We start from the raw sequence: 24077 nt of genomic DNA, 5'->3' as shown, positions 1-24077 counted from the left end.
CTACCGGCCGGACCTGCGCCCCATGCTCTTGCTGGGAGCGTTGCTCGTGATCGTGGTCGCGGGCTGGATCGTCCTCAGCCCGCTGCTGCTGCCGCGCTAGGACTCCGCCGCTCCGAATCTGAGCCCGTCAGAAGGTGCGCCGTGTCCCCACACCGGTGCCCGCGCCGTACAGGAAGAGGCCGACTCCCACGATGGCCAGGATGAGCCCCGGCGAGTTCTGCGGCAGCGGCAGGTAGGAAACCGACCATAGCTCCCAGGCCCGCCATACCAGGGCGGCGGCCGCCGCCAGGCCCAGGATCAGATAGATGCCCGGCGCGTCGAGGGCGAACCCCCAGCGCCCGCGCGCGTAGCCGATATCGAGCAGGGCCAGGGACAGGATGGCCGCCGCGAAGATGACCACGCCCGGCCCCTCCAGCCCGATCCCGCTCGAGGCCGGCAGCTCAACACCGCTCACCAGCTCCCCGCCGGCCCGCCACCAGGGCAGGAAGGCGGCCGCGATCATCAGCAGGCTGCCGAGCAAGATGGGGACTCGGTACCGCTGCGGCCGACCGGACTCGTCCACCGCTCAGGCCTCCGGGTTGTCGAGCCCGTAGACGGACGGACGCAGGACTCCCACGTACGGCAGGTTCCGGTAGCGTTCCCCATAGTCGAGCCCGTAGCCGACCACGAATCGGTCCGGGATCGTGAACCCCACGTAGTCGATGGGGATCTCGGTCAGCCGGCGGGCGGGCTTGTCCAGCAGGCAGCAGATGCGGAGCGAGGCGGGCCTCTTCTCACGCAGGTAGCGGAGCAGGTAATTGAGGGTCAGACCGGTGTCGATGATGTCCTCGACCACGAGCACATGGCGGCCCTCGATGGGGTTCGACAGGTCCTTCAGGATCCGCACCTGGCCGCTGGTCTCGGTCGCCGCCCCGTAGCTGCTGACCTCCATGATGTCGATCGACAGCGGCAGCTCCATGCTGCGCACGAGATCGGCCAGGAACACGATCGAGCCCTTCAGGACACTGATCAGGACCGGCTCCAGGCCGGTGTATTCGGCGTCCAACTGGGCGCCCAGCTGGGCCACCCGAGCCTGGATCTGGTCCTCGGTGAGCAGGACCTCCTGCACGTCTGCATGGATGGTGGTGGCCGTGGCTTCGCTCACCGCGCGGTCGCCTTGGCGTTGGCCCCGTGGCCGCGGGCCCCGTGGCCGCGGGCCCCGTTGCCGTTCGCGCCGTTGAGGTTGGCCCCGTTCATCTCCAGCAGGAAGCCAAGGCGCCCGTACTTGACCATGAGGGCCCGAAAGTCGCGGGCATACAGGAGCTTGACCCGCACCTCGGGGTACAGCTGACGCAGGAGGCGCAGCTTGCGGTTCTTCTTGCGCACCAGGGTCTGGCGCAGCGTGGTCAGCTCCACGTATAGCTCCAGCTCAGGGAGGTAGAAGTCGGGCGCGAACGACTCGATGACCGCCCCGGTTGGGCTCCACGAGATCGGAAAGACGTCGGGTTCGTAGCGCCACGAGACCTGGTAGAAGTCGAGAACTCTGGCCAATTCGGCTTCGCTGTCGTGAGCGAAGCGCGGTGGCAATGTTTCGCTCAGCAGTGCCACCGAGTCCCGATCGTACTCGCCCCGAGGGGGTGAGGCGCCATCTGAGGCGAGTATAGCCGGGTGAGTTATCCACAGATGCGGGCTTCCGGGCGGGATTGGTGGATAACTGCCTTGCCCGGAGAGGGGCGGAGCGCGAAACTGGCGTTCCTGCTTCCGCGGTGCCGAGTATGGGTAACCGGGAACGGCGCGGGGCCGATGCGAGAGCCGGCCGCGAAACCGCCCGCTTCCGGGAAGACCGAAAGGCGCCGAGGGAGCATTTTCCGTACACTCGCCGGCCGATGCGCCTCGCGGTCCTGTCGGACATCCACGCCAACCTGGTCGCGCTCGACGCGGTCCTCGAGGATCTGTCGACCCTGGCGGCCGTGGACCAGTCCTGGGTGTGCGGGGACATCGTGGGCTACGGTCCGCAGCCCAACGAGGTCATTGATCGCCTCCGCCAGCATGACGCCCGCGCGGTGATGGGCAACCATGACGGCGCGGCGGCCGGTCTGGTGGACGTGACCTGGTTCAACGAGGCCGCGGCGGCCGCCATCGCCTGGACGACGGACGTGCTCACCGCCGACTCGCGCGAGTACCTCGCCGCCCTGCCCGAACGTCGCATCGAGGGAGAGCTGACCGCCGTGCACGGGTCGCCGCGCGATCCGATCTGGGAGTACATCGTGTCAGCCGAGGTGGCCCGGGCCAACCTGGCCGCGTTCGCGACCCGCATCTGCCTGTTCGGTCATACCCACTACCCGGTCCTGTACGCCGCGACTGACGGAGCGGTGACCCGGGTGGCGACGTCCGCAGGCAGCCAGACCTCGCTGCCGGACGGACGCCTCATGCTGAACCCGGGGAGCGTGGGCCAGCCGCGCGACGGCAACCGGGCCAGCTCCTACGCGGTGCTGGACCTGGACGCGGGGAGCGTGGAGTTCCGCCGGGTGGACTACGACATCGAGCGCACCCAGCAGCTCATGCGCGAGCGGCAGCTTCCGAGCTGGCTGGCGGAGCGGCTCAGTTACGGCCGCTGACCAATCCCCATGACGCCCGTCCCGCACGCGGCGGGCGGCTAGGATATCGCTCCGATGTTCCGCCGACGCCCTTCGGAATCGGATCTCCTGCTGCTCCCGTATCGCCGGCTCCTGATTCCGCTGGCCGGCGGGGACGCGGACGACGATGCACTCAGCCTCGGCGCGCTGCTCCTGGCCGGCCAGCCGGCGAAGAGCGGCGCGGATGCGGCGGAGATCGTGCTGGTCCACGTCATCGAAGTCGGCTTCGAGCGGACGCTGGACACCCAGGACGACAAGGCGATCGCCTTCGCCGACGAGATCCTGGACCGCGGAGCCGAGTTCCTCGAGGCCCGCCGCATCCCGAACCGGGTTGGCATGATCCAGGCCCGCGCGGCGGGGCCGGCCATCGTGGACGAGGCGGTGGCTTCCAGCGCCGACCTGATCGTGATGGGGCTACGCTATAAGCGCCGGTTCGGCGGCAGTTGGGACGCCGGACGGACGGTCCCCTACGTCATGCGCAACTCGAAGGCGCCGGTCTGGTGCCTCCGGGCCCGAACCGAGGAGCTGGCACTGTCCCCATGAGAGTCATCATCATCGGCTGTGGACGAGTGGGTGCTCAGACAGCCGTGCAGCTCGACCAGCAGGGTCATCACGTGACCGTGCTGGACGTCAACCCGCGCGCCTTCGAGCGGCTGCCCACGGACTACAGCGGCATCACGATCCGCGGCAACGGGTCGGACGAGGACGTCCTGCGGGGTGCCGAAGCCGAGATGGCGGACATCGTCATGGCCCTGACCGAAGGTGACAACCGGAACGTGATGGCGGCCCAGCTGGCCAAGCACGTGTTCGGCGTACCGCGCGTCATCGCCAAGATCAACGACCCGTTGCGGGCCAAGGCCTATCGGACCCTGGGGCTTGAGACCATCTGCCGGACCAACATCCTGTCCTCGGCGCTGGCCACCGCTGCGGTCGACGGAGCGGCGGCCACCAACGGCATGGTCGAGGAGCCAACTGCCGAGCCGATGCGCGGCGCTCCACCCCCCGGCAGCCGCGCCGCTGCGGCGACGGAGGAGAGCTGACATGTACGTGGTCGTGATCGGGGGCGGAAACGTCGGCTACTACCTCACCAAGGAGTTGCTGCACGCCGGCCACGAGGTGGTCATGATCGAAAAGGACGCCAGCCGCGCCCGCCAGATCGCGGAGGAGCTGGGCAGCATCGTGGTGCCCAACGACGGGTGCGAGGGTCGCTACCAGGAGCTGGCCGGCATGGGGCGGGCGGACGTCGTGGCGGCGGTGACCGGCGACGACGAGGACAACCTGGTGGCGTGCCAGGTGGCGAAGATGCATTTCAACGTCCCGCGGGCCATCGCCCGGGTGAACAACCCGAAGAACGAGCAGCTCTTCCGCCGGCTGGCCATCGACGACACGGTCAGTCCCACCCGCACCATCCTGGGCGTCATCGAGCACGAGATCCCGATCCACGACCTCCTCCACCTGACCGAGCTGGAGGGCGGCGACCTCGAGATCGTCGAGGCCCAGCTGACCGCCGAATCGCCCGCGGTGGGGCGCGAGCTGCGGGAGCTGACCCTGCCCGAGGGCACGTCGGTGGCCGTCATCCTGCGCGGCTCGAAAGCGGTCCCTGTCCGCCCCGAAACCAAGCTGATGGACGGAGACCGGATGCTGGCGGTGACCTCGTCTGAACGAGAACCGGAGCTCCGGCAGCTCCTGATCGGCGACTAGACCGATGACCGCCGACGCGCCGACCGACGTCGGCCGGCAGGCGGCCGCGTTCTTCGACGACCTGCGCTCGGCGGTTGCGACCGCGGTCGTAGGAGCCCCCGAGGCCCTGCGTCTGTTGGCCGTCACGCTCCTGGCCGATGGCCACGCCCTGATCGAGGACGTGCCGGGGGTCGGCAAGACGCTGCTCGCGCGCGCCGTGGCGCGCGCCATCGGTCTGTCCTTCGCCCGTGTCCAGGGCACGCCCGACCTGCTGCCCGGCGACGTCACCGGCAGCAGCATCCTGGAGGGCAAGGCCTTTCGCTTCGTGCCCGGACCGATCTTCAGCCAGGTCGTGCTGGTGGATGAGATCAACCGCGCCACGCCGCGGACCCAGTCCGCGCTGCTGGAGGCGATGCAGGAGCGGCAGGCATCGGTCGACGGGGTCACCCGCCCGCTGCCCGAGCCGTTCATCGTGCTGGCCACCCAGAACCCGATCGAGCTGGAGGGGACGTTTGCCCTGCCGGAGGCCCAGCTGGATCGCTTCCTGCTCCGGATCGCGGTCGGCTACCCCAGCGTCGAGTCGGAGCACGCCATCGCCCGGCGTCACCAGGCCCAGGCGGAGCCGCTGACGCAGGTCCCGACCATCTCCAGCGCCGATGCGCTGCTGGGCCTCCGCGACGCGGTCCGCGTCATCCGGGTCGCCGACGAGGTGGAGGCGTACCTGGTAAGCCTGGTGCGGGCCACCCGGGAGCATCCCGACGTCCGCCTTGGCGCGTCACCGCGCAGCAGCGTGGCCCTGTACCGCGCCGCGCAGGCCTGGGCTTCCCTGGACGGCCGCGCCTTCGTCCTGCCCGACGACGTCCGGGCCGTGGCGCATGCCGTGCTCGGCCATCGGATCCTGCTCGACCTGGACCGTGAGCTGCGCGGGGCCAGCGTGGCGAGCGTGGTCGACGCCGTGCTGGACGAGGTTCCGGTCCCGCTCACGCCATGACCGGCTGGACCGCCCTCGCGCTGGGGATGGCGGTGGTGGCCGCCGTGGCCGGTGTGCCGGGCCTTCTCCTCCTGGCGTTCGCCACCTTCGCGTACGGGGCCACGACCCGGCTGTGGACCCGGTACGGGCTGCGCGACCTCTCCTATGACCGCCGCCTGGGAACCGGGCGGGCGGTGGTCGGCGACACGGTCGACTTGGACGTGTCGGTCTGGAACCGCAAGGCGCTGCCTCTGCCGTGGATCGCCGCCGACGACCTCGTGACCGACGGGATCGAGGTCCGCGAACGGATGCTCGACCTGGACGACGTGGCCCTTCAGCGCCGGAGCCTGCGCAACACCTGGGCCCTGGGCTGGTACGAGCGCGTGGTCCGTCACTACCACCTCGAGGCGCGGCACCGGGGAGTGTTCGAGTTCGGCCCGGTTCGGCTCCACATTCGCGACCTGGTGGGCCGCCACGCGGTGACCGAGGAGCGGACGCTCCCCGACCGGTTGGTGGTGGCCCCCCGGACGGCGGCCGTCCGGGACGTGGCGCCCGCCCGCGCGCCCATCGGAGAGCGGCGCGCCCGCAGCGGCCTGGTCCACGACCCGGCGCTCTTCGGCGGGGTGCGGCCCTTCCAGCCCGGCGACCCGCTGCGGCGCATCCACTGGCGAGCGACCGCGCGCCTCGGGCGGCCGGTGAGCCGCCGCTGGGAGCCGGCGCGCAGCCGACAGGTGATCCTGGTGCTCGACGTCCGGACGGTCGAAGGAGCGGACTGGGCCATGGACTGGGACGTTGACGCCTTCGAGGGACTGTGCGTGGCAGCCGCCTCCGTGGCCCGCAGCCTGCTCGACGGCGGCGCCGCGGTCGGCCTGGCGGCGGCCGGATTCTCGGGTACCGCCCAGCGCGTGGCGTACCTGCCGTCGCGGTCGGGCCCGGCCCAGCTGGGTCGGGTCACCGACCTGCTCGCGCGCCTGGGACCGATCAGCTCGGGGACGCTGGCCGGCCTGCTGACCTGGCTCACCCGGCGCGTGGCGGCGGGCGCCAGCCTGGTGGTCCTCACCGCCCGCTCCCCGCACGCCATACACCCCACCTTGCGCCGCCTGCAGGCGTCCGGCTACGCGGTCGAGGTGCTCCTCCTCGGCGCCGAGCCCGAGGGGCTCGCCGCAGCCCGCCGCGCCGGCATCGCGGCACGCGGCATGATCATCACCCCATCCTGGGAGACGGCGGATGTGGTCGAACTATCCGCCTGAGCCGGTCCCGATCGGCGTCGAGCCGGACGGTCGGCCCGCCCCGCCGCCCAGCCCCCCACGCCCCTCGCGGCTGCTGCCGGTCGCCCAGTGCGTGGCCGAGGGCGGCCTGCTGGCCGTGGTGGCGGCGGCCCTCCAAGCCCTGTTCGGGGAGGTGCCGATCATCGGGCCCCTCGAGTTCGCCATCCTGGCCGGGGCGGGCATGGGCTGGGCGCGCCGCGTCCGGTGGCGGGGACCGGCTGGCGAGGCGTTCGGGTTGCCGGTGCTGGCGGTGGCCGCGGGCACGATGGCCTGGTTGCTGGCGCCCGAGGTCCGGGTCGCCCTGATCCAGGGCGACGCCCAGGCGGCCCTGGCCGCTCATCACGGCGGATGGATCGGCGCCCTGGCCGTCCTGCGCGGGCACGCCCACCAGTCCCGAGCCGTGGACGAAGAGGTCCAGGACCAGCTCATGCGTTGGGGCCTGCCGGTTGTCGCAGTCGCATGGCTGATCGGCGACCTGACGGCCGGACGGGCAGGCCCCGGCATCCAGGAAGCGTTCACCGCGCTCGCCTTCATCGGCTCGCTCATGTTCGTGGGATCGGGAGTGTTGGCCCTGGGACTGGCCCGCCTGGCCGCCGTACGGGGTGATGGCCCGGGCGGCGGCTCGTGGTTTGGGTTCGTCCTGCTGGTGGCGCTGGGGGTGACGGTGCTCGGGATCCCGGCCGCGCTGTTCCTGGGAGTCCCGCTCGAGGCCCTGGTGGTCGCCCTGGTGGCGCCCATCCGAGTCCTCGGCGCCCTGGTCGTCCTGCTCCTGTCTCCGGTCATTATCCTGGCCGCGCTCTTCATCGACCTGGCGCGCGGGATCCTGCCGGAAGGGTTCGGCCAGGGAACCATCCAGCTCCCGGTCATCGAGATCGGCGCGACGCAGCAGCCGACGAGCCAGCTGCCGGGCATCCTGTTCTTCCTGGTGATCGCCACCATCATCCTGCTCGAGCTGGCCGCGGTCGCGCTCTACATCTGGTGGCACTGGCGCGAGCGGCGCCGGATGGAGGCCCTGCTGGGCGACGTCGTGGAGGAGCGGAGCGTGGTCTTCGACCGCCCGCCGCGGCCCCGACGAGAACCCAGGCCTGCCGCCCCGGCCCGCGGTGACCGCAGCGACCCGGTGGGCGCCTACCTGGCGGCCCTGGACGCCCTGGCGGCGGACGGCCGCTGGGCGCGCCGATCGGCCGAAACCCCGCGGCAGCACCTGGCCCGGCTCACGCCTTCCGCCCCGGTCGCTCCCGCCCTGGCCCGCTTGGCCGCCGGGTACCAGCTTCTCCGCTATGCCGGGCTGGCCCTTGGCAACCCGGAACGACGCCGCGCCGCCGGCCGGCTGGAGCGCCTGGAACGAGCGTTGCGCGAGGCTCGCTCGACCTGACTCGCCCCCATCCATCGGTCCCGATGTTCACCTCATGTACACATCGGCCAAATAGGACCCGTCGGCGGCCCTTGGGGTGGTCAAATCGGCCGTTCTTGTACGTTCAATGAACGAAACCGGCAGGCTGGGGGTCAGACGTCAAGATGGGCTGGAAATGTGGCCGTTCGGTACGCCTGGTGAACAAATGGTCCTGGGCGGGTCGCCTCCGCGGCTAGCCGAGCTCGAACCGCGGCTCCGAATTCTGAATTGCTATAGGTCTTGACAACGCCGTTGTCAATGATTAGGGTACCGCTGCGCCTCTACGGAGCGCCTGAAACACAGCTCAATCGATGAAAGAACCGATGATTGGAGTTCCGACCAGGTGAGTTGGATCCGCGACCCGAAGCGGCCGCGTTACTTCATCAGCATCGCCGCCGAACTGGCGGCGGTGCACCCGCGCACGCTGCGGATCTACGACGAGGAGGGACTCGTCTGCCCGCATCGGCGCAACAACCTCCGCCTCTACTCCGAGGCCGATATTGAGCGGGTGCGTATCATCCGCTTCCTGACCCGACGCCAGGGGGTCAACCTGGCGGGCGTCAAGGTCATCCTGCAGCTCGAAGCGCTCGGCAAGATCCGGGTCTACGACCTGTTCGATGAAGGTGATGTCGAACGCTTTGTCCAGGGCGACGCGGAACCCGAGCCTCAGCTCGAGCCCGTCGCCGTGCCCGTCCCCGAACCCAGCAGCAGGTGAGCCACGTGGAATCCGAAAAAGACACAAAGATCCAGCCCACTCCCCCGACCGACGAGCCGGCGGACCAGATCCAGGTCCTGCCCCTGGTCGCCCTGCGCGGCACCGTCATCTTCCCCGAGATGATCGTCCCGCTGGAAGTGGGCCGCGACCGCAGCGTGAAGGCCCTGGAGCGCGCCGTGCGCGCCAACTCCCCGGTGGCCCTGATCGCGCAGCGCTCGTCCGAGACCGAGGAGATCGGCACGGTCGACGAGCTGCACAGCGTGGGCACGCTGGCCAAGATCGCCCAACTCATCCGTCTCCAGAACGGCACCATCCGGGCCATCGTCCAGGGCCAGCGCCGGATCCGGCTGTTGGACCTGGTCCAGGTCGACCCGCACCTCGAGGCGCGCATCCAGCTCATCGAGGACCAGAAGGAGACCGGGGTCGAGATCGAGGCCCTCATGGCGTCGATCCAGGCTCAAATCGAGCAATACGTCACCGCCGGAGCGCCGGTGCCGCCCGAGGTGGCGGTCGCCGCCCGCAACATCACCGATGGCGGGCTGCTGGCCGACATGGCCGCCTACTCGCCGGAGATGAGCATCGAGCTGCGCCAGGAGCTGCTCGAGACGATTGACGTCGCCGATCGGCTGCGCCTGGTCAGCACGTTCCTGGCCAAGCAGATCGAGATCCTCGAGCTGAAGGGCCGGATTCAGAGCGAGGTCAAGTCGGAGATGGACCGCAACCAGCGCGAGTACATCCTCCGCGAGCAGATGAAGGCCATCCAGAAGGAGCTGGGCGAGGACGACCCGGCGGTCAGCGAGGTGAACGAGCTGCGCCAGAAGGTCGAGGATTCGGGCATGCCCGACGAGGTCAAGGAAAAGGCCCTCAAGGAGGTCGACCGCCTGACCCGCATCCCCAGCGCCTCGCCAGAGCAGGGCGTGGTGCGCACCTACGTCGACACGCTCGTGTCACTGCCGTGGGCCACGACGACCGAGGACAACCTCGACCTGAACGATGCGGAGCGCGTCCTCAACGAGGACCATTACGGCCTGGAGAAGCCCAAGGAGCGGATCCTCGAGTACATGGCCGTCCGCAAGCTGGCCGAGAAGATCCGCAGCCCGATCATCCTGTTCGTGGGCCCGCCCGGAGTGGGCAAGACCAGCTTGGGTAAGAGCATCGCCCGCGCCATGGGCCGGAAGTTCGTCCGGATGAGCCTGGGCGGCATCCACGACGAGGCCGAGATCCGCGGACATCGGCGCACCTACATCGGCGCATTGCCGGGCCGGGTCATCCAGTCCATCAAGACCGCCGGCACCTCGAACCCGGTGTTCATGCTGGACGAGATCGACAAGGTGGGAATGGACTTCCGCGGCGACCCGTCATCGGCGCTGCTGGAAGTGCTCGACCCCGAGCAGAACTTCAGCTTCCAGGACAACTACCTGGAGGTGCCGTTCGACCTGTCCAAGGTCCTGTTCATCGCCACCGCCAACATGGCCGACACCATCCCGCCCGCCCTGCGCGACCGGATGGAGATCATCCCGCTTCCGGGCTACACCCAGCTCGAGAAGCTGCGGATCGCCCAGCAGTTCCTGGTCCCCAAGCAGCTTGAGAACCATGGCCTGACCCCCAAGCAGGTCGTCTTCGAGGAGCCGGCCCTGGTGCGCATGATCCAGGCCTTCACCAAGGAGGCCGGGGTCCGCAACATGGAGCGCGAGATCGCCGGCATCGCGCGGAAGGTGGCCCGCAAGGTGGCCTCCAACGCGAGGACGCGCGTCAAGGTCAAGGCCGACGACCTGGAGGACTTCATCGGTCCGGCGCGCTTCGACTATGGCCAGCTGGACGAGGAGGACCAGATCGGGATCGTGACCGGGCTGGTGGTCTCCGACGCCGGGGGGGACATCTTGCAGGTCGAGGCCACCAAGATGGACGGCAAGGACGACTTCATCCTGACCGGCCAGCTGGGGAGCGTCATGCAGGAGTCGGCGCGAGCCGGCCTGTCCTACCTCCGCGCCCGCTGTCGGGAGCTGGGTCTCGACCCGGCCATCTTCGAGAAGCAGACGATCCACGTCCACGTCCCGGCCGGGGCGACGCCCAAGGACGGCCCCTCGGCGGGAGTGACCATGGCCACCGCCATGGCCAGCCTATTGACCGGCCGGCCTGTGCGGCGTGACATCGCCATGACCGGCGAGATCACGCTCCGCGGTCGGGTGCTGCCCATCGGCGGCCTGAAGGCCAAGCTGCTGGCGGCCCACCTGGCGGGTGTGGAGACGGTGCTCATCCCGGGTCGCAACATGAGGGACCTGGTGGACGTGCCGGAGGAGGTCCGCAAGCAGCTGACCATCGTGGGGGTCGACCACATGGACCAGGTCCTGTCGGCGGCCCTGCTGGACCAGGCGCGCCCGGCCGCGCGAACCGCGCTGCGGGCGATCACGCCGCTGGTGCGAAAGCCCGTGCGGCGGACGCGGAAGGTGCCAAAGGGGCAGAAGGTGCCGATCGCGGCCACCCCGGTCCCGCCGGTCAAGCCCAAGCAGCCGCCGGCGGCACCGCCGACCGGCAGCGCGTGAGGACGCCCTAGCAGGGGACGCCGTGGAATACCGGGACTACTACCAGGTCCTCGGCGTCCCCAAGACCGCATCAGCGGCCGAGATCAAGAAGGCGTATCGGCGCCTCGCCCGGGAGCTCCATCCCGACCGCAACCCGGGCGACGCGGACGCGGAACGGCGCTTCAAGGAGGCCAACGAAGCGCATGCGGTCCTCTCGGACCCGGAAAAGCGGAGGCGCTTCGACGAACTTGGCGCGAACTGGCAGGCGTACCAGCAGGCCGGGTTCGACCCCAACCAGGCCGGCGACTGGTCCGCCTTCGGCGGCGTGCCGGGCGGGATGCGATGGACGGTGCGGACCGCCGGCGCCGATGACCTTGGCGGCTTCAGCGACTTCTTCCGGATGTTCTTCGGTGACGGATCGATGGGGGCCGGCGCGGCCAGCGCGGCTGGCGCAGGCGGCTCTCCATTCGGCGACCTGGGGGCGTTCCGGACCACCGGCCAGCCCGTTCCCCGGGCCGAAGCTCACGGCACGGTGGAGGTCACGCTGGCCGAGGTCTCGAAGGGGACCGAGCGGACGGTGGCGGTTGATGGCCGCCGATTGCAGGTGAAGATCCCGCCTGGCGTGACCGATGGCGCCAAGATTCGCCTTCGCGACCAAGGAGTGACCCTGACTGTCAAGGTCAAGCCCGATCCCCGATTCACACGCCAGGGCGCCAACCTGGCCACCGAGCTGCCGCTCAGTCTGCCCGAGGCCCTGCTCGGGGCGGAGGTGCCGGTGCCCACCCTCAACGGGAAGGTGAAGCTCCGGATCCGCCCCAACACCCAGAACGGGCAGGTCATCAAGATCCCGGGCCGCGGGCTACCCAAGCGCGGCCACCGTGACCAGAAGGGTGACCTGCTGGTGACCACCCGGGTGGTCCTCCCCAAGCTGGGCGATGAGGCACGCGCCGAGTTCGAGCGCTTCGCAGAGGCCCACCCCCAGCCAGACCCTCGCCATGCGAATTGATCGGTTCACGCAGAAGGCCCAGGAGGCCGTGCTGGCCGCCCAGCAGCTGGCCGAGGGAGAGGGCCACGGCCAGCTGGAGGCGCTCCACCTGCTGTACGCCCTGGTCGAGCAGCCGGATGGGGTCGTGCCTGCGGTCCTTGAGCGCATTGGCCACGATCCGTCGGCGCTGGCCGCCCAGATCCGCGAGGAGCTGGCCAAGCACCCGCGCATCTCCGGCACTACCCAGCTCACGCTGTCCGAGGACGCGCGCCGCATCCTGGCCGACAGCCACCCGCTGGCGGAACGGATGCATGACGAGTACGTTTCCACCGAGCATCTGTTGCTCACCATCTTGGCGACCCAACCGCCCAGCCCCGCCACTCGCCTGTTGAGCGCCAACGGGATCGACGAGAAGGCGGTGCTGGCGGCGCTGACCGAGATCCGAGGCAGCCAGCGCGTGACGTCCGAGAACCCCGAGGCCACCTACGAGGCCCTCGCCAAGTACGGCCGCGACCTGACCGATGCCGCGCGACGCGGCCTGCTGGACCCGGTCATCGGTCGCGACGAAGAGATCCGCCGCGTCATCCAGGTCCTCAGCCGCCGGACGAAGAACAACCCGGTGCTGATCGGGGAGCCGGGGGTCGGGAAGACGGCCATTGCCGAGGGGCTGGCCCAGCGCATCGTGCGCGGCGACGTACCCGAGGGGCTGAAGAACAAGCGGGTGGTGGCCCTGGACCTGGGCGCCATGGTGGCCGGTGCCAAGTACCGCGGGGAGTTCGAGGAGCGGCTGAAGGCCGTCCTCAAGGAGATCACCGCCGCGGAGGGCCAGATCATCCTGTTCATCGACGAGCTCCACACCGTGGTCGGGGCGGGAGCCGCCGAGGGCGCGATGGACGCCGCCAACCTCCTGAAGCCCATGCTGGCCCGCGGGGAGCTTCACGCCATCGGCGCCACCACCCTGGACGAGTACCGGAAGAACATCGAGAAGGACGCCGCCCTGGAGCGGCGCTTCCAGCCGATCGTTGTGGACCAGCCGAGCGTGGAGGACACCATCTCCATCCTGCGTGGCCTCCGCGAGCGATACGAGGTCCACCACGGGGTCCGGATCACCGACTCGGCCCTGGTGGCCGCCGCGGTCCTCTCCAATCGGTACATCACCGAGCGCTTCCTGCCCGACAAGGCCATCGACCTGGTGGACGAGGCCGCCAGCCGCCTGCGGATGGAGATGGACTCCATGCCGGCCGAGCTGGACGAGCTGGAGCGGCGCCGGATGCAGCTCGAGATCGAGCGCGAGGCGCTGCGTAAGGAAAAGGACGCAGCCTCCAAGGCACGTCTCGCGGCCCTAGAAAAGGAGCTCGCCGACCTGCGCGAGAAGACCGATGCCATGAAGGCCCAATGGCAGCGCGAGAAGGAAGTTGTGGCCGGCATCCGCGAGACGCGCGAGACCCTCGAGAAGCTGGCCCCCGAGATCGAGGCCGCCGAGCGGGCCGCCGACTACGCCAAGGCCGCCGAGCTGAAGTACGGCCGCGAGGCGGAGCTCACCAAACAGCTGGCCGAGCAGGAGCAGCGGCTGCACGAGCTGAAGTCGTCAGGATCGGTCCTGGTCAAGGAAGAAGTGGACGCCGACGACATCGCCGAGGTCGTGGCCCGCTGGACGGGCATCCCGGTCAGCCGCCTGATGGAGGGCGAGACCGAGAAGCTCCTCCGCATGGAGGAGCGGCTCCACCGCAGGCTCATCGGCCAGGACGAAGCGGTCATGGCGGTAAGCGACGCCATCCGCCGGGCGCGGGCCGGGCTGAAGGACCCCAAGCGGCCCATCGGCTCGTTCATCTTCCTGGGCCCCACGGGAGTCGGCAAGACGGAGCTGGCGCGGGCGCTGGCCGAGTTCCTGTTCGACGACGAGAGCGCCCTGGTGCGGATCGACATGAGCGAATACATGGAGAAGTTCGCCGTGTCCCGGCTGGTCGGCGCGCCGCCGGGATACGTGGGCTACGAGGAGGGCGGCCAGCTCACCGAGGCGGTGCGCCGCCGGCCGTACCAGGTAGTCCTGTTCGACGAGATCGAGAAGGCCCACTCGGACGTCTTCAACGTCCTCCTCCAGCTGCTGGACGACGGGCGACTGACCGATGCCCAGGGCCGGACCGTGGACTTCAAGAACACGATCGTGATCATGACCAGCAACGTCGGCTCGACTGCCCTGGTGGAGGCCGCCGACGCCGGGGCCGAGGCGTTCGACCGGGCCGCGGAGGCGGTCCGCCTCCAGCTGCGCGAGCACTTCCGGCCCGAATTCCTGAACCGGGTGGACGAGATCATCGTCTTCCGCCCGCTCGACGAGTCGCAGCTGGGCGAGATTGTGGGTCTCCTACTGGCGGGGGTCCAGGCCCGGTTGGCCGATTCCGGCATCAGCCTCGAATTGACCGATGCCGCGCGCGCCCACGTCGCGCGCGAGGGGTACGACCCGCAGTTCGGGGCGCGGCCCCTGCGGCGCGCCATCCAGCGCGCCATCGAGAACCCGCTGGCCAAGGCCGTCCTCTCCGGAGAGTTCACCCGCGGCGACACGGTCCGGGTCGACGTCCGGGATGGCTCGCTGGTCTTCGAGAAGGTCGATGGGCAGGCACCCGAGGGTGAGGCTGGTACCCCTGCGGAGGTATCGGTCTAGGCGAGACTAATCGGCGGCCGTTGATTCCCACCAGCCATCGATCGAGCGACAGATGAAGGGTTTCCCCCGCCCGATTGTCATGTCATCGTGAGGCATGGGCCGGAGATAGACACGATGGTCGGCGACTCGCTCACGGAGGCACGCGAGGTCGGGACTCGCGCGGCCGCCTTCCGGGAATTGGCCGACCGGCACCTGAACGCCAGCTACCGCGTGGCCTACGCGATCCTGGGGAACGCGGCCGAAGCACAGGACGCCACCCACGATGCATTCGTCCAGGCCTGGCGACGGTGGTCGACGCTGCGTGATCCAGCCAGATTCGAGCAATGGTTCTCCCGGATCCTGGTCAACACGTGCCGGAACCGCCTCAAGCGGACGACGAGATGGCGGATGCAGGACCTCTCCGGGCAGCTCTCCCTCGAGCAGGAGAACGCATTCGACCTGGCCAACGAACGGGATGTAATGGCCGGCGCCTTAGCCGGCCTATCGGCGGATCACCGCCTGGTCGTGACACTGCGCTACTACCGAGACCTGACCATCAACGAGATCGCCAGGCAGTTGGGCATTCGTCCCGGCACCGTGAACTCTCGACTCCACTACGCGCTCAAGCGGCTTCGCGCGGCGCTTGAGGAAGCCGACGCCAAGGAGACGGTCCGATGACCGAACGCGAACTCGAACAGCGACTGCGCGCCTGGTTCCAAGCCGAGGTCGGCGACGGCCTGCAGGCTCCGGCCGAGCTGCGCGCCAGCGTGGTCGGCCTCCCAGACACCATGCCGACGCCTGTCACGCTGCTTGGGGGACGCCGCAATCTCGCGCTGCTGGCCACTGCGGCGATGCTGACCGCGCTGCTCATTGGCGGGGCGCTGGCGGTGGGTTCCGGTCTGATCCGGCTGCCGTGGTTGGACGATGACCGCGCCGATTCGAATTCGTTCCCCTTGGCTGGACCAGTCGCGTACTGCGACCCGACGCTGGCAGACGGCGTCCTCCTCACTGTCGTTCCCCTTGGTAGCGGGGAGTGGCCTGGTGCGACCCAGTTGACCGTCTATGAGGATGGCCTGGTCCTAATCGGCTTCCCAACGGACTGGGGCGGCGCACCCGTCACAGTGGGACTAGATGGGACGTGGTCGCAGCGACGGCTGACGGCCGAGGGTGTTTCAGCTCTGATGGACGCCGTGACGAACTCCTTGCCCAGCTGCCAGAGCTTTGAGTTCGCCGGGCACATGGATATCCGAGCCCGGGCAGGAGCTGATGTGTTCTCCATCGGTCTTGGCCTGAGCATCCTCGAGACCCGGCAGACCACCGCGGCGCAGCAAGCCGCGGCCAGCGACCTCGCTGAGCGGCTCAGGGATCCCGACCTTGGCCTCACCGCCGCCCGGTGGGCAGAGGACCAGTGGCACCCCTACCTCCCCGAGCGATGGAGATTCTTGGTCCAGTTCACTGGGCCGCAGGACGTCGCTTATCCCTCATCGGACGGCGTGGTGCTTCCGGATGGATCGACACTACAGACATTCGGATCCGAGGCACCGAATGCCAGCGATTCGGGCTGGACCATGGTTCGTTGCGGCGCAACGGATACAAAGGGAGCACGGGCGATTGCGGCCATCCTGACCGGCTTGGGTGCCGGCCCGACTGAAGGCGCACTCGACCCGGCTTGGCGCTTCACCGATGGCGCCCTCAACGCCGAAGAAGTCTTCCACGACACTATTGCCGTCAACGTTGTGGGGCTCCTGCCGCACGAGCCTGACTGCCCGAGCGACGCCCCGGCAGCTGGTGCACAACCAGCCGAGCCTCCGCCATCTCCTTCAACCGATCGCTCGGCGCCATTCACCGATGCGTGCGACTACGTACCGGCCTCGCTCGTCGGTGAGCTGATTGGCCCAACCCAAGGCTCCAGCGAGCACTATCCCGAGTGGACTGACGACTGGGCGTTCTGCTGGCACCCGGTCTCGGGGGACGGACTTGTGATCTTCTCAAGCCGTCGATCGTTCCCCAGCGAGCGGGCAGCCGACCAGGCCACAAGCCTGTTCGGCGACGGCAACTTCAGCACCGAGCAGATCGCTGGCCGCGATGTCTTCTTCGGCGGCTGCGCGCCCAGCGTCGGTCAGTGCCGGGCGGCCGTCGCGATCTCCACGGAGCCTCACTTCGTGGTCATCACCTGGAATTCGCAGGCCACGCTGCGTCAATTGGCCGAGCGGCTGATTCCGCTGCTGGAGACGGTCGACTAGGGAGCCACACTCCTGCCCGATGGCAGGGTGCTGGTGGCGGGCGGCCGCGGCATGCTTGCTTCGGCAAAGCTATACGACCCAAGCGTCAAGGATTGATGCCCTCGCGCACGTCTCGGGATGCCTTGACTGGACGGGGCATCGACGCTTAGCATCGTCGCGTCATGCTAAGCGTGAAGGTAAGTACTAAGCATCAGATCTCCGTGCCCAGCGCGGCACGACGCGCGCTCGGGATCAAGGCGGGCGATCGGCTTACCGTCGTGATCCGCGACGATGAGATCGCACTCCGGCCCCGTCCTCCTCGTGCGGTGGAGCGGCTGCGAGGGCTGGGTGGCGGTTACTACGGGGATGACCCGGTGGCCTACATCCGCGCCCTCCGTGATGAATGGGAAGACTGACAGTCGCAAAGCTGTGCGAGCTGCATCGGAAGGTCGGGCTCGACAGCAACGTCCTCATCTACATCATTGAGCAGGTCGCACCGTGGAATGAGCGTGCCGACGAGCTCGTGGATGCCATCGAGACCGGAGCGGCGGTGGCGTCCCTTTCCTCATTGGCTCTGGCAGAGATCCTCAGTGGCCCGTCCCGGGCCGGCGACCTGGCGCAGATGGAGCGGTATGAAGCCGAGATTCGGGACATCCCGGGCCTGGCCGTTGAGTCCATCGGTTCGGACGTGGCCGGTGACGCAGCCGTCATCCACGGTGTCCGGGGCATGTCGTTGGCGGACGCCATTCACCTCGCGAGCGCCAGGGCAGCAGGCGCCACGGTCTTCGTCACCAACGACCGCAGGATTCGAGGCAGTGCCAAGCTCGAGGTCGTCTATCTCGACGACCTCGTCCCGCCGGCGGAATGACCCGGGTCCTGACCACGCGCGAACTCAATCGCGCCCTGCTGGCGCGGCAGCTGCTCCTGAAGCGGTCGGCGATATCGGTTCCGAAGGCACTCGAGCAGATGGCCGGCATCCAGAACCAATACGCGCCATCGGCCTACATCCGGCTGTGGTCCAGCCTCCGGAAGTTCGCGATGGGCGACCTGGATCGGCTGCTCAACCGGCGCAAGGTGGTCCAGGGCACGCTCATGCGTTCGACCATTCACCTGGTCTCGGCGCGGGACGGGTGGGGGTTCGCCGAAGGCATCGGTCCATCCCGGCAGGATTGGTGGCAGCAGGTCTGGGGCAAGGAATTCCCGAGGCAGGACATGGACACCGTCGCGACCAAGCTGGATGGCTCGGTTGTGGGGAGCTGGCGGACCGAGCGATCCGGCAACCGCGCGAGTCTGTCCTACACCCCGTTCGAGCGGCTGGCGTCGGATGCGAATGGGAGCTGCGGGACGAGGCCGCCGCCCTGGTCCGCTTCATGGAACCAACCTCCGCGTCATACGGAGTCGAGCGCGGCGCGGCGGACTGGGGGCGGCCCGGCTAAACGGGGCTTAGCAGCTTCTTCGTCTCGGCTGCGTGCCAGTCGAGGCCCATCGCCTCAAACCGTTGGATCGCCTGCGCGATCAGCCCGTCGTCCTTCCGCGCGAAACCTAGCGCGCGAAGCGCGAACGGTTCTAGGTAGCTCTTCGGCTTCAGGAAAGCCGGCGCCTCGTTCTCAATCTCCACGCGTCGCTCGAGGGCGACGAGCGCGTTGAGCCGCGTGACGAGCCCATCGATATCCCCCAAGCCTCCGGGGTTCCACTCGCTGAGCTTGCGCTCGACCTCAGCCAGCTCGCCTCGCGCGATGGCAATCTCGATGTGCAAAGGATCCAACCAGTCGCCGTACCCCTCCATGCCCAGGTCTGCAGCACTACGTTCGAGGCGCCGCGCTTCCTGGTCGTTCTCCAGCTGGACGTTGGCGAGAGCGGAGGCGAGCAGCGACCACGCGTTCATCACGCAGGGTGTCGCCATGTTGGCGGCGACTGCCGCCTCCGCCCGGGGCGTTAGATCCCGCACCGCCTCCCAGCGGCCGGCGGCAAAGTCGACTGAGATCAACATTTCCACGGCGTGCAGCCGATGGTGCGGCGTGAGGCTCCTCGTGACCTCGTCATGCGCGGCTGCGACGCGGCGGGCCTCCTCGAAACGGCCGATGGCCAGGAGGTGGTAGAGGCCGTTCAGGTAGATCAACGCAATGTGATCGGGATCGGTCAGTTCCGGCACGATAGCGAAGCGGCGCCGGACCCAGGCGTATGCCTCGTCATAGTCGCCCCGGGCCCAGGCCGCCTGCGAGCGGGCGGCCCAAGCCCATGACCGCAGCTCGATGTCGTCCAAGCGGTCGGCGAGCTCGCTGGCCTCTTGCGCCGCCTGGCCGAATGTTTCCGGGTCGAAATACGTGTGCGCGATCAATGCCCTCGCCCTTGCCGGCGCGTCCGGCTCGGATAGCTCGAGCGCCCGTTCAATCCACCCTTCGATCAATCCGCGGTCCGGCCGGCGCTTCCACATGGCGGCGCGCGTCGCGGTATGGAACGCGAGCAGGCTGTACGTGTCCGCGGCAATGGCCTGATCGCTACCCTCAAGCGAGTTCTGCATCGCCGTCCAGAAGGCCTCTCCGTCGAACTTGAAGACGTTGGCGCGCCCGACCTCCCGCCAGAGTGCGACTTGCGCCGCGACGTCCGGTTCAAGCTGGAGCGCTCGGTGGAGCAGCGCGAGCCCCTCGTCAATCTCGAAGCGACCGATCGCGAGCTCGGCCGCGCGACGGAGCCACGTCAGAGCGCGCGCGCGCAGATCCTCGACCTCATCCGCTGCGCCCGCCCACGCCAGATCCATGTCGTCCGGCCGCACCGCCTCCGCGTAGTGGTGGGCAAGGAGTGGCGCGTATTCATCCCGTCCGTCGCCGGTCCGTTCGAGCCATTGCGCGAACCCGGCATGCAGCCGCGCCCGTTTGGCCTTCGGCAGGCTGGCGTAGGCGACCTCGCGCGTCAGCGCGTGCTTGATGGCGTATTCGCGGTCGCCCGCGATCGAGGAGCCGGGGCGACGCCGGATGAAGTCGCGCTCCTCGAGTATCCGTAAGTCCGGCTGCGCCTCCCCGACGAGCTCGTAGACCGGACCCGCCCAGAAGATCCGACCGATCACCGAAGCGGCCTGGAGCGCCTGCTTCTCGTCCGGCTCGAGCAGATCCACGCGAGCCGCCACAACCGCCTGCACCGTGTCCGGGACAGCGAAGTCTGGCGGCAGGTCCGCCAAGCGCCAGGATCCATTCTGCCGCTCGAGCAGCTGGCGATCGATCAGGGTCCCGACTAGCTCCTCGACGAAGAACGGGTTGCCCTCCGCGCGTTGGACGACGACATCTCGCAGCCCGGCCGGGAGCGTCCCCCCGAGGAGCTCGTCGAGCATTCGGACCGCCTCCTCCGCCGAGAGCGCCTCGAGCTCCACGGTCGCGCCATGGAGGCGGGCGCCCCAGCCCGGCCGTTGCTCGAGCAACTCCGGCCGCGCCGTCGCGACCAGAAGCAGCGGCCCCTGCGTGTCGTGCACAAGTCGTTCCAGGAGGTCGAGCAGCTGCTCCTCGCCCCAGTGGACGTCCTCGATCAGCATGACGGTGGGCCGATCCGCGACGATCTCGTCGAGGAATTCGACCCACGCATCCTGGAAACGGTCGCGCGCGGCGAGAGGGTGGAGCCCGCGAGCCACGTCGAGCCCAAGCGTCAGGCCCAAGATCTCGCGCGACCCAAGCCGCTCGAGCACGAGAGACGGAGGATCGCTCTCCAGGATGCCGAGATGCTCTTTCAGGACCTCCGCGAGGGGCCAGTAGGTGATGCCCTGGCCGTACGACAGACAGCGTCCCGTCCGGCGCAGGGGCTCCGGCGAGCGGCCACCGAGGCGCTCCCAGAACTCCCGTACGATCCGCGTCTTGCCGACCCCCGCATCGCCGAGAATCGTCACCAGCCGGGGCTTGCGCTGATCCTCCACCTCTTGGTAGGTGCCCTCGAGCTGCTTCATCTCGTCGTCGCGGCCGACGAAGGCGCGGCGAAGGCCTCCGACGCCGCGTGGGCGCATGAGCGATAGCGCGCGCACGAGGCGGCGGCACTCGACCCCCTCCGACTTCCCCTTGGCCTGGATCGTTTGAGGCTCGGCAAACTCGAACGCACCGCGAACGGTCGCGACCGTCCGCTCGCCAACGAGCACGTCACCCGGTTCGGCAGCCTGCTCCAGTCGGGCGGCCACATTGACCGCATCGCCGGTGACGAAGGAGCTGCCTTCGCGCGCCTTGCCGACGACGACCTCACCCGTGTTGACGCCGATTCGCAGCGCGAGCTCCTCGCCGAACAGCTCACGCAGGCGTCGCTGCATCGCCAGCGCCGCGTGCAGGGCCCGCTCGGCGTGGTCCTCGAGCGATGCGGGGGCGCCGAACACCGCCATCACCGCATCCCCGGCGAACTTCTCCACCGTCCCGCCGGCGGTGTCGATCTCCGCGGCCATGGCATCGTAGAAGCGGTCCAGCATCGCCCGCGTCCGCTCGGGGTCCTGCGAGCCGCCCAGCTCGGTCGAGCCGACGAGGTCAGCAAAGATGACCGTCGCCAACTTTCGTTCGCTCTGATCCGGACGCGCCTCGACCGGAGCCGCGCAGCTCGGGCAGAAGCGTGCGGCGTCGGGAATTGCAGCGCCACAAGAAGCGCACACCTGCATTTGCGCCAAGTGTGCTCCGTACTCCGTGACGAAGGAAGCGTTGAGCTCGCCGAGGGCTCGCCGGCCTAGGAAAGCACCGGGATCAAAAGAGCGCCCAGGACCGCAGACCACGCGAGCAGGATGACCACGATCCATCCGCCGACGGCGCGAGGCGTCAGCGAAATGCCGCGCACGGACGCAACCGCGGCGGGCAGGGTCAGAACGCCGCCGATCAGCAACGGTCCGCCGATGGAGAACCCGGCCAGGTACCCCAGGCCGACGAACCCCGGGACGGCAGCCGACAGCGCCAGAGCGCGACGCGTCGGATTCAGGCCCAACGACCCGTAGGCGGTCAGCACGGCCAGCGCAGCAATCGCAGCCGTCACGACCACGACGGTGAACGGGACGACCGGCGTGCCCTGTTTGATAAGGAACCCGAGGTAGATAACCCCCGTCCCCGCGGCGATGGCCGATGCCACGAGGCTCAGGTGCCGCATCGGTCAGCCGCGGCGGTGGGTCTTGTGACCGCCGGTGGGGGTGGGGCGAGCCCGGCCGCGGACCTCGCGACGCGGTGGCGGCACGTATCGGCGGCGGCGGATCTCGTCGTTGGCAACTGCGATCCGGGCTGGGTAGCGGATGAACGCCCCCCAGGCAGCGAGCGCCATGCCGGGCACGACCAGGATCAGGATCAGGAACAACGGGACGTGGATGACGGCCAACAGCGGGACCAGGATCCAGGGCACCAGGATCGACCAGTACACCCACTCGTGAAGCGCGAGGTGCTCCGGATAGCGCCGATACCGACGCTGGGCCTGCCAGTACACGAAAGACGCCCCCACACAGATCACGATCGCTCCCATCCACATCAGGGTGAAGAGGTCGGCGAAGTTGGTCGGGCTGAGGGCGTCGAACAGGATGCTCACCGGCCGGCGAGTCTATCAGGGGCGGCTGGTCCAGAATCGCAGGAGGGGGTCGGTATAATCGGCAGGCCGATCCCTCCGTTAGCGAGACCGTTGATTGCGCGCTCTCCTCTCCGTCTCGGACCGCGAAGGGATCACCGAGTTGACGCGCGGCCTCATCGACGCGGGGATCGAGTGCATAGCCACCGAGGACACGCGCGCCCATCTGGCCGAAGCCGGGGTCGAGGTCGCCCTCCTCCCTGATCTCGCCGATCCGAACCTCCTGCGTGCCGTCACGGCGCGCCGAGACCACGGAGACGAGATGGCGGCCCTGGCCCAGCAGGGCACGGAGCCCATTGACATCGTGGTCCTCAACCTGGCTACTGACCCGGACCTGGCCGCCGTGGCCCTCCTGCGGGCGGCGGCCGCCAACCACGAATGGGTGGCGGCGGTGTCCAGCCCCACCCAGTACGCATCGGTCCTGCGAGACGTCAAGCGCGACAAGGCGGTGGCGCCCGAGACCCGCCAGAAGCTGGCGGCCGAGGCGTTCGGGCTGACCGCGGCCCATGACGCGCAGATCGCCACCGATCTGAACCGCGAGGCCGGCACCCTGTTCCCCGCCCGGCTGACGCTCGTATTCGAGAAGAAGGCGGACCTCCGATACGGCGAGAACCCCCAGCAGCAGGGCGCCTTCTACGCCGATGCCGATCACCACGGCGCCGTCCTGAGCCGGGCCCGCCAGATCGCGGGCAAGGATCTGTCGTTCAACAACCTGCTGGACCTGGACGCCGCCTGGCGGATCGCGTCGGACTTCAAGACCCCGACGGTGACCATCGTCAAGCACGGCAACCCCACCGGGCTGGCCAGCGTGGTCGACCTGGCCGAGGCGTTCCGCCTGGCCCTGGAGGGGGACAGCGTGGCGTCATACGGCGGGATCATCGGCGCCAATCGGATCGTGGACGAGCCCACCGCGGCAGCCATTGCGCCCGGCTTTTTCGAGGCCATCGTCGCTCCCGGCTACACGCCGGAGGCGGTCGCCATCCTGGGCGCCAAGGAAGGGTTCGAGGTCGTGGAGGTGCCGCCGGCGGAGGACGTCGCCAACCCGGGAAGCGGGGAGCTGGACCTCAAGCGCATCGGGGGCGGGCTGCTGGTCCAGACCGGGGACTCGGTGGAGGAGGACCGCGACGAGCTGCAGGTCGTCACCCAGCGCGGCCCGACCCTGGAAGAGCTGACCGACCTCCTGTTCGCGTGGCGCGTGGTGCGCCACGTCCGGAGCAATGCGGTGGTCCTGACCAAGCGGCACGTCATGATCGGGATGGGGGCCGGTCAGCCGTCCCGGGTGGTGAGCGTCGAAATCGCCCTTCGCAAGGCCGGCGAGCGGGCGCCGCTCTCGGTCATGGCCTCTGACGCCTACTTCCCGTTCCCGGACGGGATCCAGATCGCGGCCCAGGCCGGCGTCACCGCCATCATCCAGCCCGGTGGCAGCGCGCGCGACGCGATGGCCATCGAAGTCGCCGACCGTCACCATATGGCCATGGTCTTCACAGGGCGCCGCCACTTCCGCCATTGACCGATA

At 69.0% G+C, this 24077-nt stretch carries 22 protein-coding genes; 16 read left to right on the top strand and 6 right to left on the bottom strand.

Annotated features, from left to right (window positions below):
• Positions 1-127 precede the first annotated feature (127 nt).
• The 3 genes from AABM41_03620 to AABM41_03610 are packed head-to-tail and all read right to left on the bottom strand — an operon-like array spanning position 128 to position 1587.
• The gene (locus AABM41_03620) at positions 128-562 is read right to left on the bottom strand and encodes a hypothetical protein (GenBank protein MEK6191399.1); all 435 of its coding nucleotides are present in this window, start codon (positions 560-562) and stop codon (positions 128-130) included.
• Positions 563-565: 3 nt separating this feature from the next.
• Positions 566-1120: a hypoxanthine phosphoribosyltransferase gene (gene hpt, locus AABM41_03615; protein MEK6191398.1), complete on the bottom strand. Its 555-nt coding sequence runs from the start codon at positions 1118-1120 to the stop codon at positions 566-568.
• A gap of 20 nt (positions 1121-1140) precedes the next feature.
• A complete protein-coding gene (locus AABM41_03610; GenBank protein MEK6191397.1) occupies positions 1141-1587 on the bottom strand; it encodes a hypothetical protein in 447 nt (148 codons plus the stop codon).
• Between the two features lie 278 nt (positions 1588-1865).
• Here AABM41_03610 and AABM41_03605 point away from each other — a divergent pair, with 278 nt between their 5' ends.
• The 15 genes from AABM41_03605 to AABM41_03535 all read left to right on the top strand — a co-directional run bounded on the left by AABM41_03605 (position 1866) and on the right by AABM41_03535 (position 17876).
• Positions 1866-2597, top strand: coding sequence for a metallophosphoesterase family protein (locus AABM41_03605; GenBank protein MEK6191396.1), 732 nt, complete (start codon positions 1866-1868; stop codon positions 2595-2597).
• Between the two features lie 54 nt (positions 2598-2651).
• Entirely contained in the window at positions 2652-3158 is a 507-nt protein-coding gene (locus AABM41_03600) for a universal stress protein (protein ID MEK6191395.1), read from the top strand.
• Complete coding sequence (locus tag AABM41_03595; GenBank protein MEK6191394.1) at positions 3155-3655, top strand: TrkA family potassium uptake protein; 501 nt, start codon at positions 3155-3157, stop codon at positions 3653-3655. The genes AABM41_03600 and AABM41_03595 overlap by 4 nt, the downstream gene beginning before the upstream one ends.
• 1 nt (position 3656) lies before the next feature.
• Positions 3657-4316: a TrkA family potassium uptake protein gene (locus tag AABM41_03590; protein ID MEK6191393.1), complete on the top strand. Its 660-nt coding sequence runs from the start codon at positions 3657-3659 to the stop codon at positions 4314-4316.
• Between the two features lie 4 nt (positions 4317-4320).
• Complete coding sequence (locus AABM41_03585; GenBank protein ID MEK6191392.1) at positions 4321-5286, top strand: MoxR family ATPase; 966 nt, start codon at positions 4321-4323, stop codon at positions 5284-5286.
• Positions 5283-6515: a DUF58 domain-containing protein gene (locus AABM41_03580; GenBank protein ID MEK6191391.1), complete on the top strand. Its 1233-nt coding sequence runs from the start codon at positions 5283-5285 to the stop codon at positions 6513-6515. The genes AABM41_03585 and AABM41_03580 overlap by 4 nt, the downstream gene beginning before the upstream one ends.
• Positions 6493-7908, top strand: coding sequence for a DUF4129 domain-containing protein (locus AABM41_03575; GenBank protein ID MEK6191390.1), 1416 nt, complete (start codon positions 6493-6495; stop codon positions 7906-7908). The genes AABM41_03580 and AABM41_03575 overlap by 23 nt, the downstream gene beginning before the upstream one ends.
• 361 nt (positions 7909-8269) lie before the next feature.
• Complete coding sequence (locus AABM41_03570; GenBank protein ID MEK6191389.1) at positions 8270-8641, top strand: MerR family transcriptional regulator; 372 nt, start codon at positions 8270-8272, stop codon at positions 8639-8641.
• A gap of 5 nt (positions 8642-8646) precedes the next feature.
• Complete coding sequence (lon, locus tag AABM41_03565) at positions 8647-11184, top strand: endopeptidase La (protein ID MEK6191388.1); 2538 nt, start codon at positions 8647-8649, stop codon at positions 11182-11184.
• Between the two features lie 22 nt (positions 11185-11206).
• Complete coding sequence (locus tag AABM41_03560) at positions 11207-12169, top strand: J domain-containing protein (GenBank protein MEK6191387.1); 963 nt, start codon at positions 11207-11209, stop codon at positions 12167-12169.
• The gene (clpB, locus tag AABM41_03555) at positions 12159-14807 is read left to right on the top strand and encodes an ATP-dependent chaperone ClpB (GenBank protein MEK6191386.1); all 2649 of its coding nucleotides are present in this window, start codon (positions 12159-12161) and stop codon (positions 14805-14807) included. The genes AABM41_03560 and clpB overlap by 11 nt, the downstream gene beginning before the upstream one ends.
• 114 nt (positions 14808-14921) lie before the next feature.
• Complete coding sequence (locus tag AABM41_03550; protein ID MEK6191385.1) at positions 14922-15464, top strand: sigma-70 family RNA polymerase sigma factor; 543 nt, start codon at positions 14922-14924, stop codon at positions 15462-15464.
• Positions 15461-17029 (top strand): hypothetical protein, encoded by a 1569-nt coding sequence (locus AABM41_03545; protein MEK6191384.1) that lies wholly within the window; start codon positions 15461-15463, stop codon positions 17027-17029. Before AABM41_03550 ends, AABM41_03545 begins: the two co-directional genes overlap by 4 nt.
• A 161-nt stretch (positions 17030-17190) precedes the next feature.
• Positions 17191-17424 (top strand): AbrB/MazE/SpoVT family DNA-binding domain-containing protein, encoded by a 234-nt coding sequence (locus AABM41_03540; GenBank protein MEK6191383.1) that lies wholly within the window; start codon positions 17191-17193, stop codon positions 17422-17424.
• Positions 17412-17876, top strand: a complete 465-nt coding sequence (locus AABM41_03535; protein MEK6191382.1) for a type II toxin-antitoxin system VapC family toxin — start codon at positions 17412-17414, stop codon at positions 17874-17876. Before AABM41_03540 ends, AABM41_03535 begins: the two co-directional genes overlap by 13 nt.
• Before the next feature lie 564 nt (positions 17877-18440).
• Here AABM41_03535 and AABM41_03530 read toward each other — a convergent pair.
• The 3 genes from AABM41_03530 to AABM41_03520 form a co-directional block, all read right to left on the bottom strand.
• Positions 18441-21518, bottom strand: coding sequence for an adenylate/guanylate cyclase domain-containing protein (locus AABM41_03530; protein ID MEK6191381.1), 3078 nt, complete (start codon positions 21516-21518; stop codon positions 18441-18443).
• Positions 21519-21688: 170 nt separating this feature from the next.
• Positions 21689-22099, bottom strand: coding sequence for a hypothetical protein (locus AABM41_03525; protein MEK6191380.1), 411 nt, complete (start codon positions 22097-22099; stop codon positions 21689-21691).
• Between the two features lie 3 nt (positions 22100-22102).
• The gene (locus AABM41_03520; protein ID MEK6191379.1) at positions 22103-22525 is read right to left on the bottom strand and encodes a hypothetical protein; all 423 of its coding nucleotides are present in this window, start codon (positions 22523-22525) and stop codon (positions 22103-22105) included.
• Between the two features lie 94 nt (positions 22526-22619).
• Between AABM41_03520 and purH the strand changes: the two genes are divergently transcribed.
• Complete coding sequence (gene purH / locus AABM41_03515; protein MEK6191378.1) at positions 22620-24071, top strand: bifunctional phosphoribosylaminoimidazolecarboxamide formyltransferase/IMP cyclohydrolase; 1452 nt, start codon at positions 22620-22622, stop codon at positions 24069-24071.
• Positions 24072-24077: the final 6 nt, after the last annotated feature.

The sequence above is a fragment of the Chloroflexota bacterium genome (genome assembly GCA_038040195.1).
GTDB lineage: Bacteria > Chloroflexota > Limnocylindria > QHBO01 > QHBO01 > DASTEQ01.
This window is presented reverse-complemented; position numbering and strand designations above follow the sequence as displayed.

Coding starts and splice junctions, on each gene's coding strand:
- AABM41_03580 (MEK6191391.1), top strand. CDS start 5,283: ATGACCGGCTGGACCGCCCTCGCGCTGGGGATGGCGGTGGTGGCCGCC.
- AABM41_03600 (MEK6191395.1), top strand. CDS start 2,652: ATGTTCCGCCGACGCCCTTCGGAATCGGATCTCCTGCTGCTCCCGTAT.
- AABM41_03525 (MEK6191380.1), bottom strand. CDS start 22,099: ATGCGGCACCTGAGCCTCGTGGCATCGGCCATCGCCGCGGGGACGGGG.
- AABM41_03585 (MEK6191392.1), top strand. CDS start 4,321: ATGACCGCCGACGCGCCGACCGACGTCGGCCGGCAGGCGGCCGCGTTC.
- AABM41_03550 (MEK6191385.1), top strand. CDS start 14,922: ATGGTCGGCGACTCGCTCACGGAGGCACGCGAGGTCGGGACTCGCGCG.
- AABM41_03575 (MEK6191390.1), top strand. CDS start 6,493: ATGTGGTCGAACTATCCGCCTGAGCCGGTCCCGATCGGCGTCGAGCCG.
- AABM41_03535 (MEK6191382.1), top strand. CDS start 17,412: ATGGGAAGACTGACAGTCGCAAAGCTGTGCGAGCTGCATCGGAAGGTC.
- AABM41_03605 (MEK6191396.1), top strand. CDS start 1,866: ATGCGCCTCGCGGTCCTGTCGGACATCCACGCCAACCTGGTCGCGCTC.
- AABM41_03540 (MEK6191383.1), top strand. CDS start 17,191: ATGCTAAGCGTGAAGGTAAGTACTAAGCATCAGATCTCCGTGCCCAGC.
- AABM41_03590 (MEK6191393.1), top strand. CDS start 3,657: ATGTACGTGGTCGTGATCGGGGGCGGAAACGTCGGCTACTACCTCACC.
- clpB (MEK6191386.1), top strand. CDS start 12,159: ATGCGAATTGATCGGTTCACGCAGAAGGCCCAGGAGGCCGTGCTGGCC.
- AABM41_03595 (MEK6191394.1), top strand. CDS start 3,155: ATGAGAGTCATCATCATCGGCTGTGGACGAGTGGGTGCTCAGACAGCC.
- AABM41_03545 (MEK6191384.1), top strand. CDS start 15,461: ATGACCGAACGCGAACTCGAACAGCGACTGCGCGCCTGGTTCCAAGCC.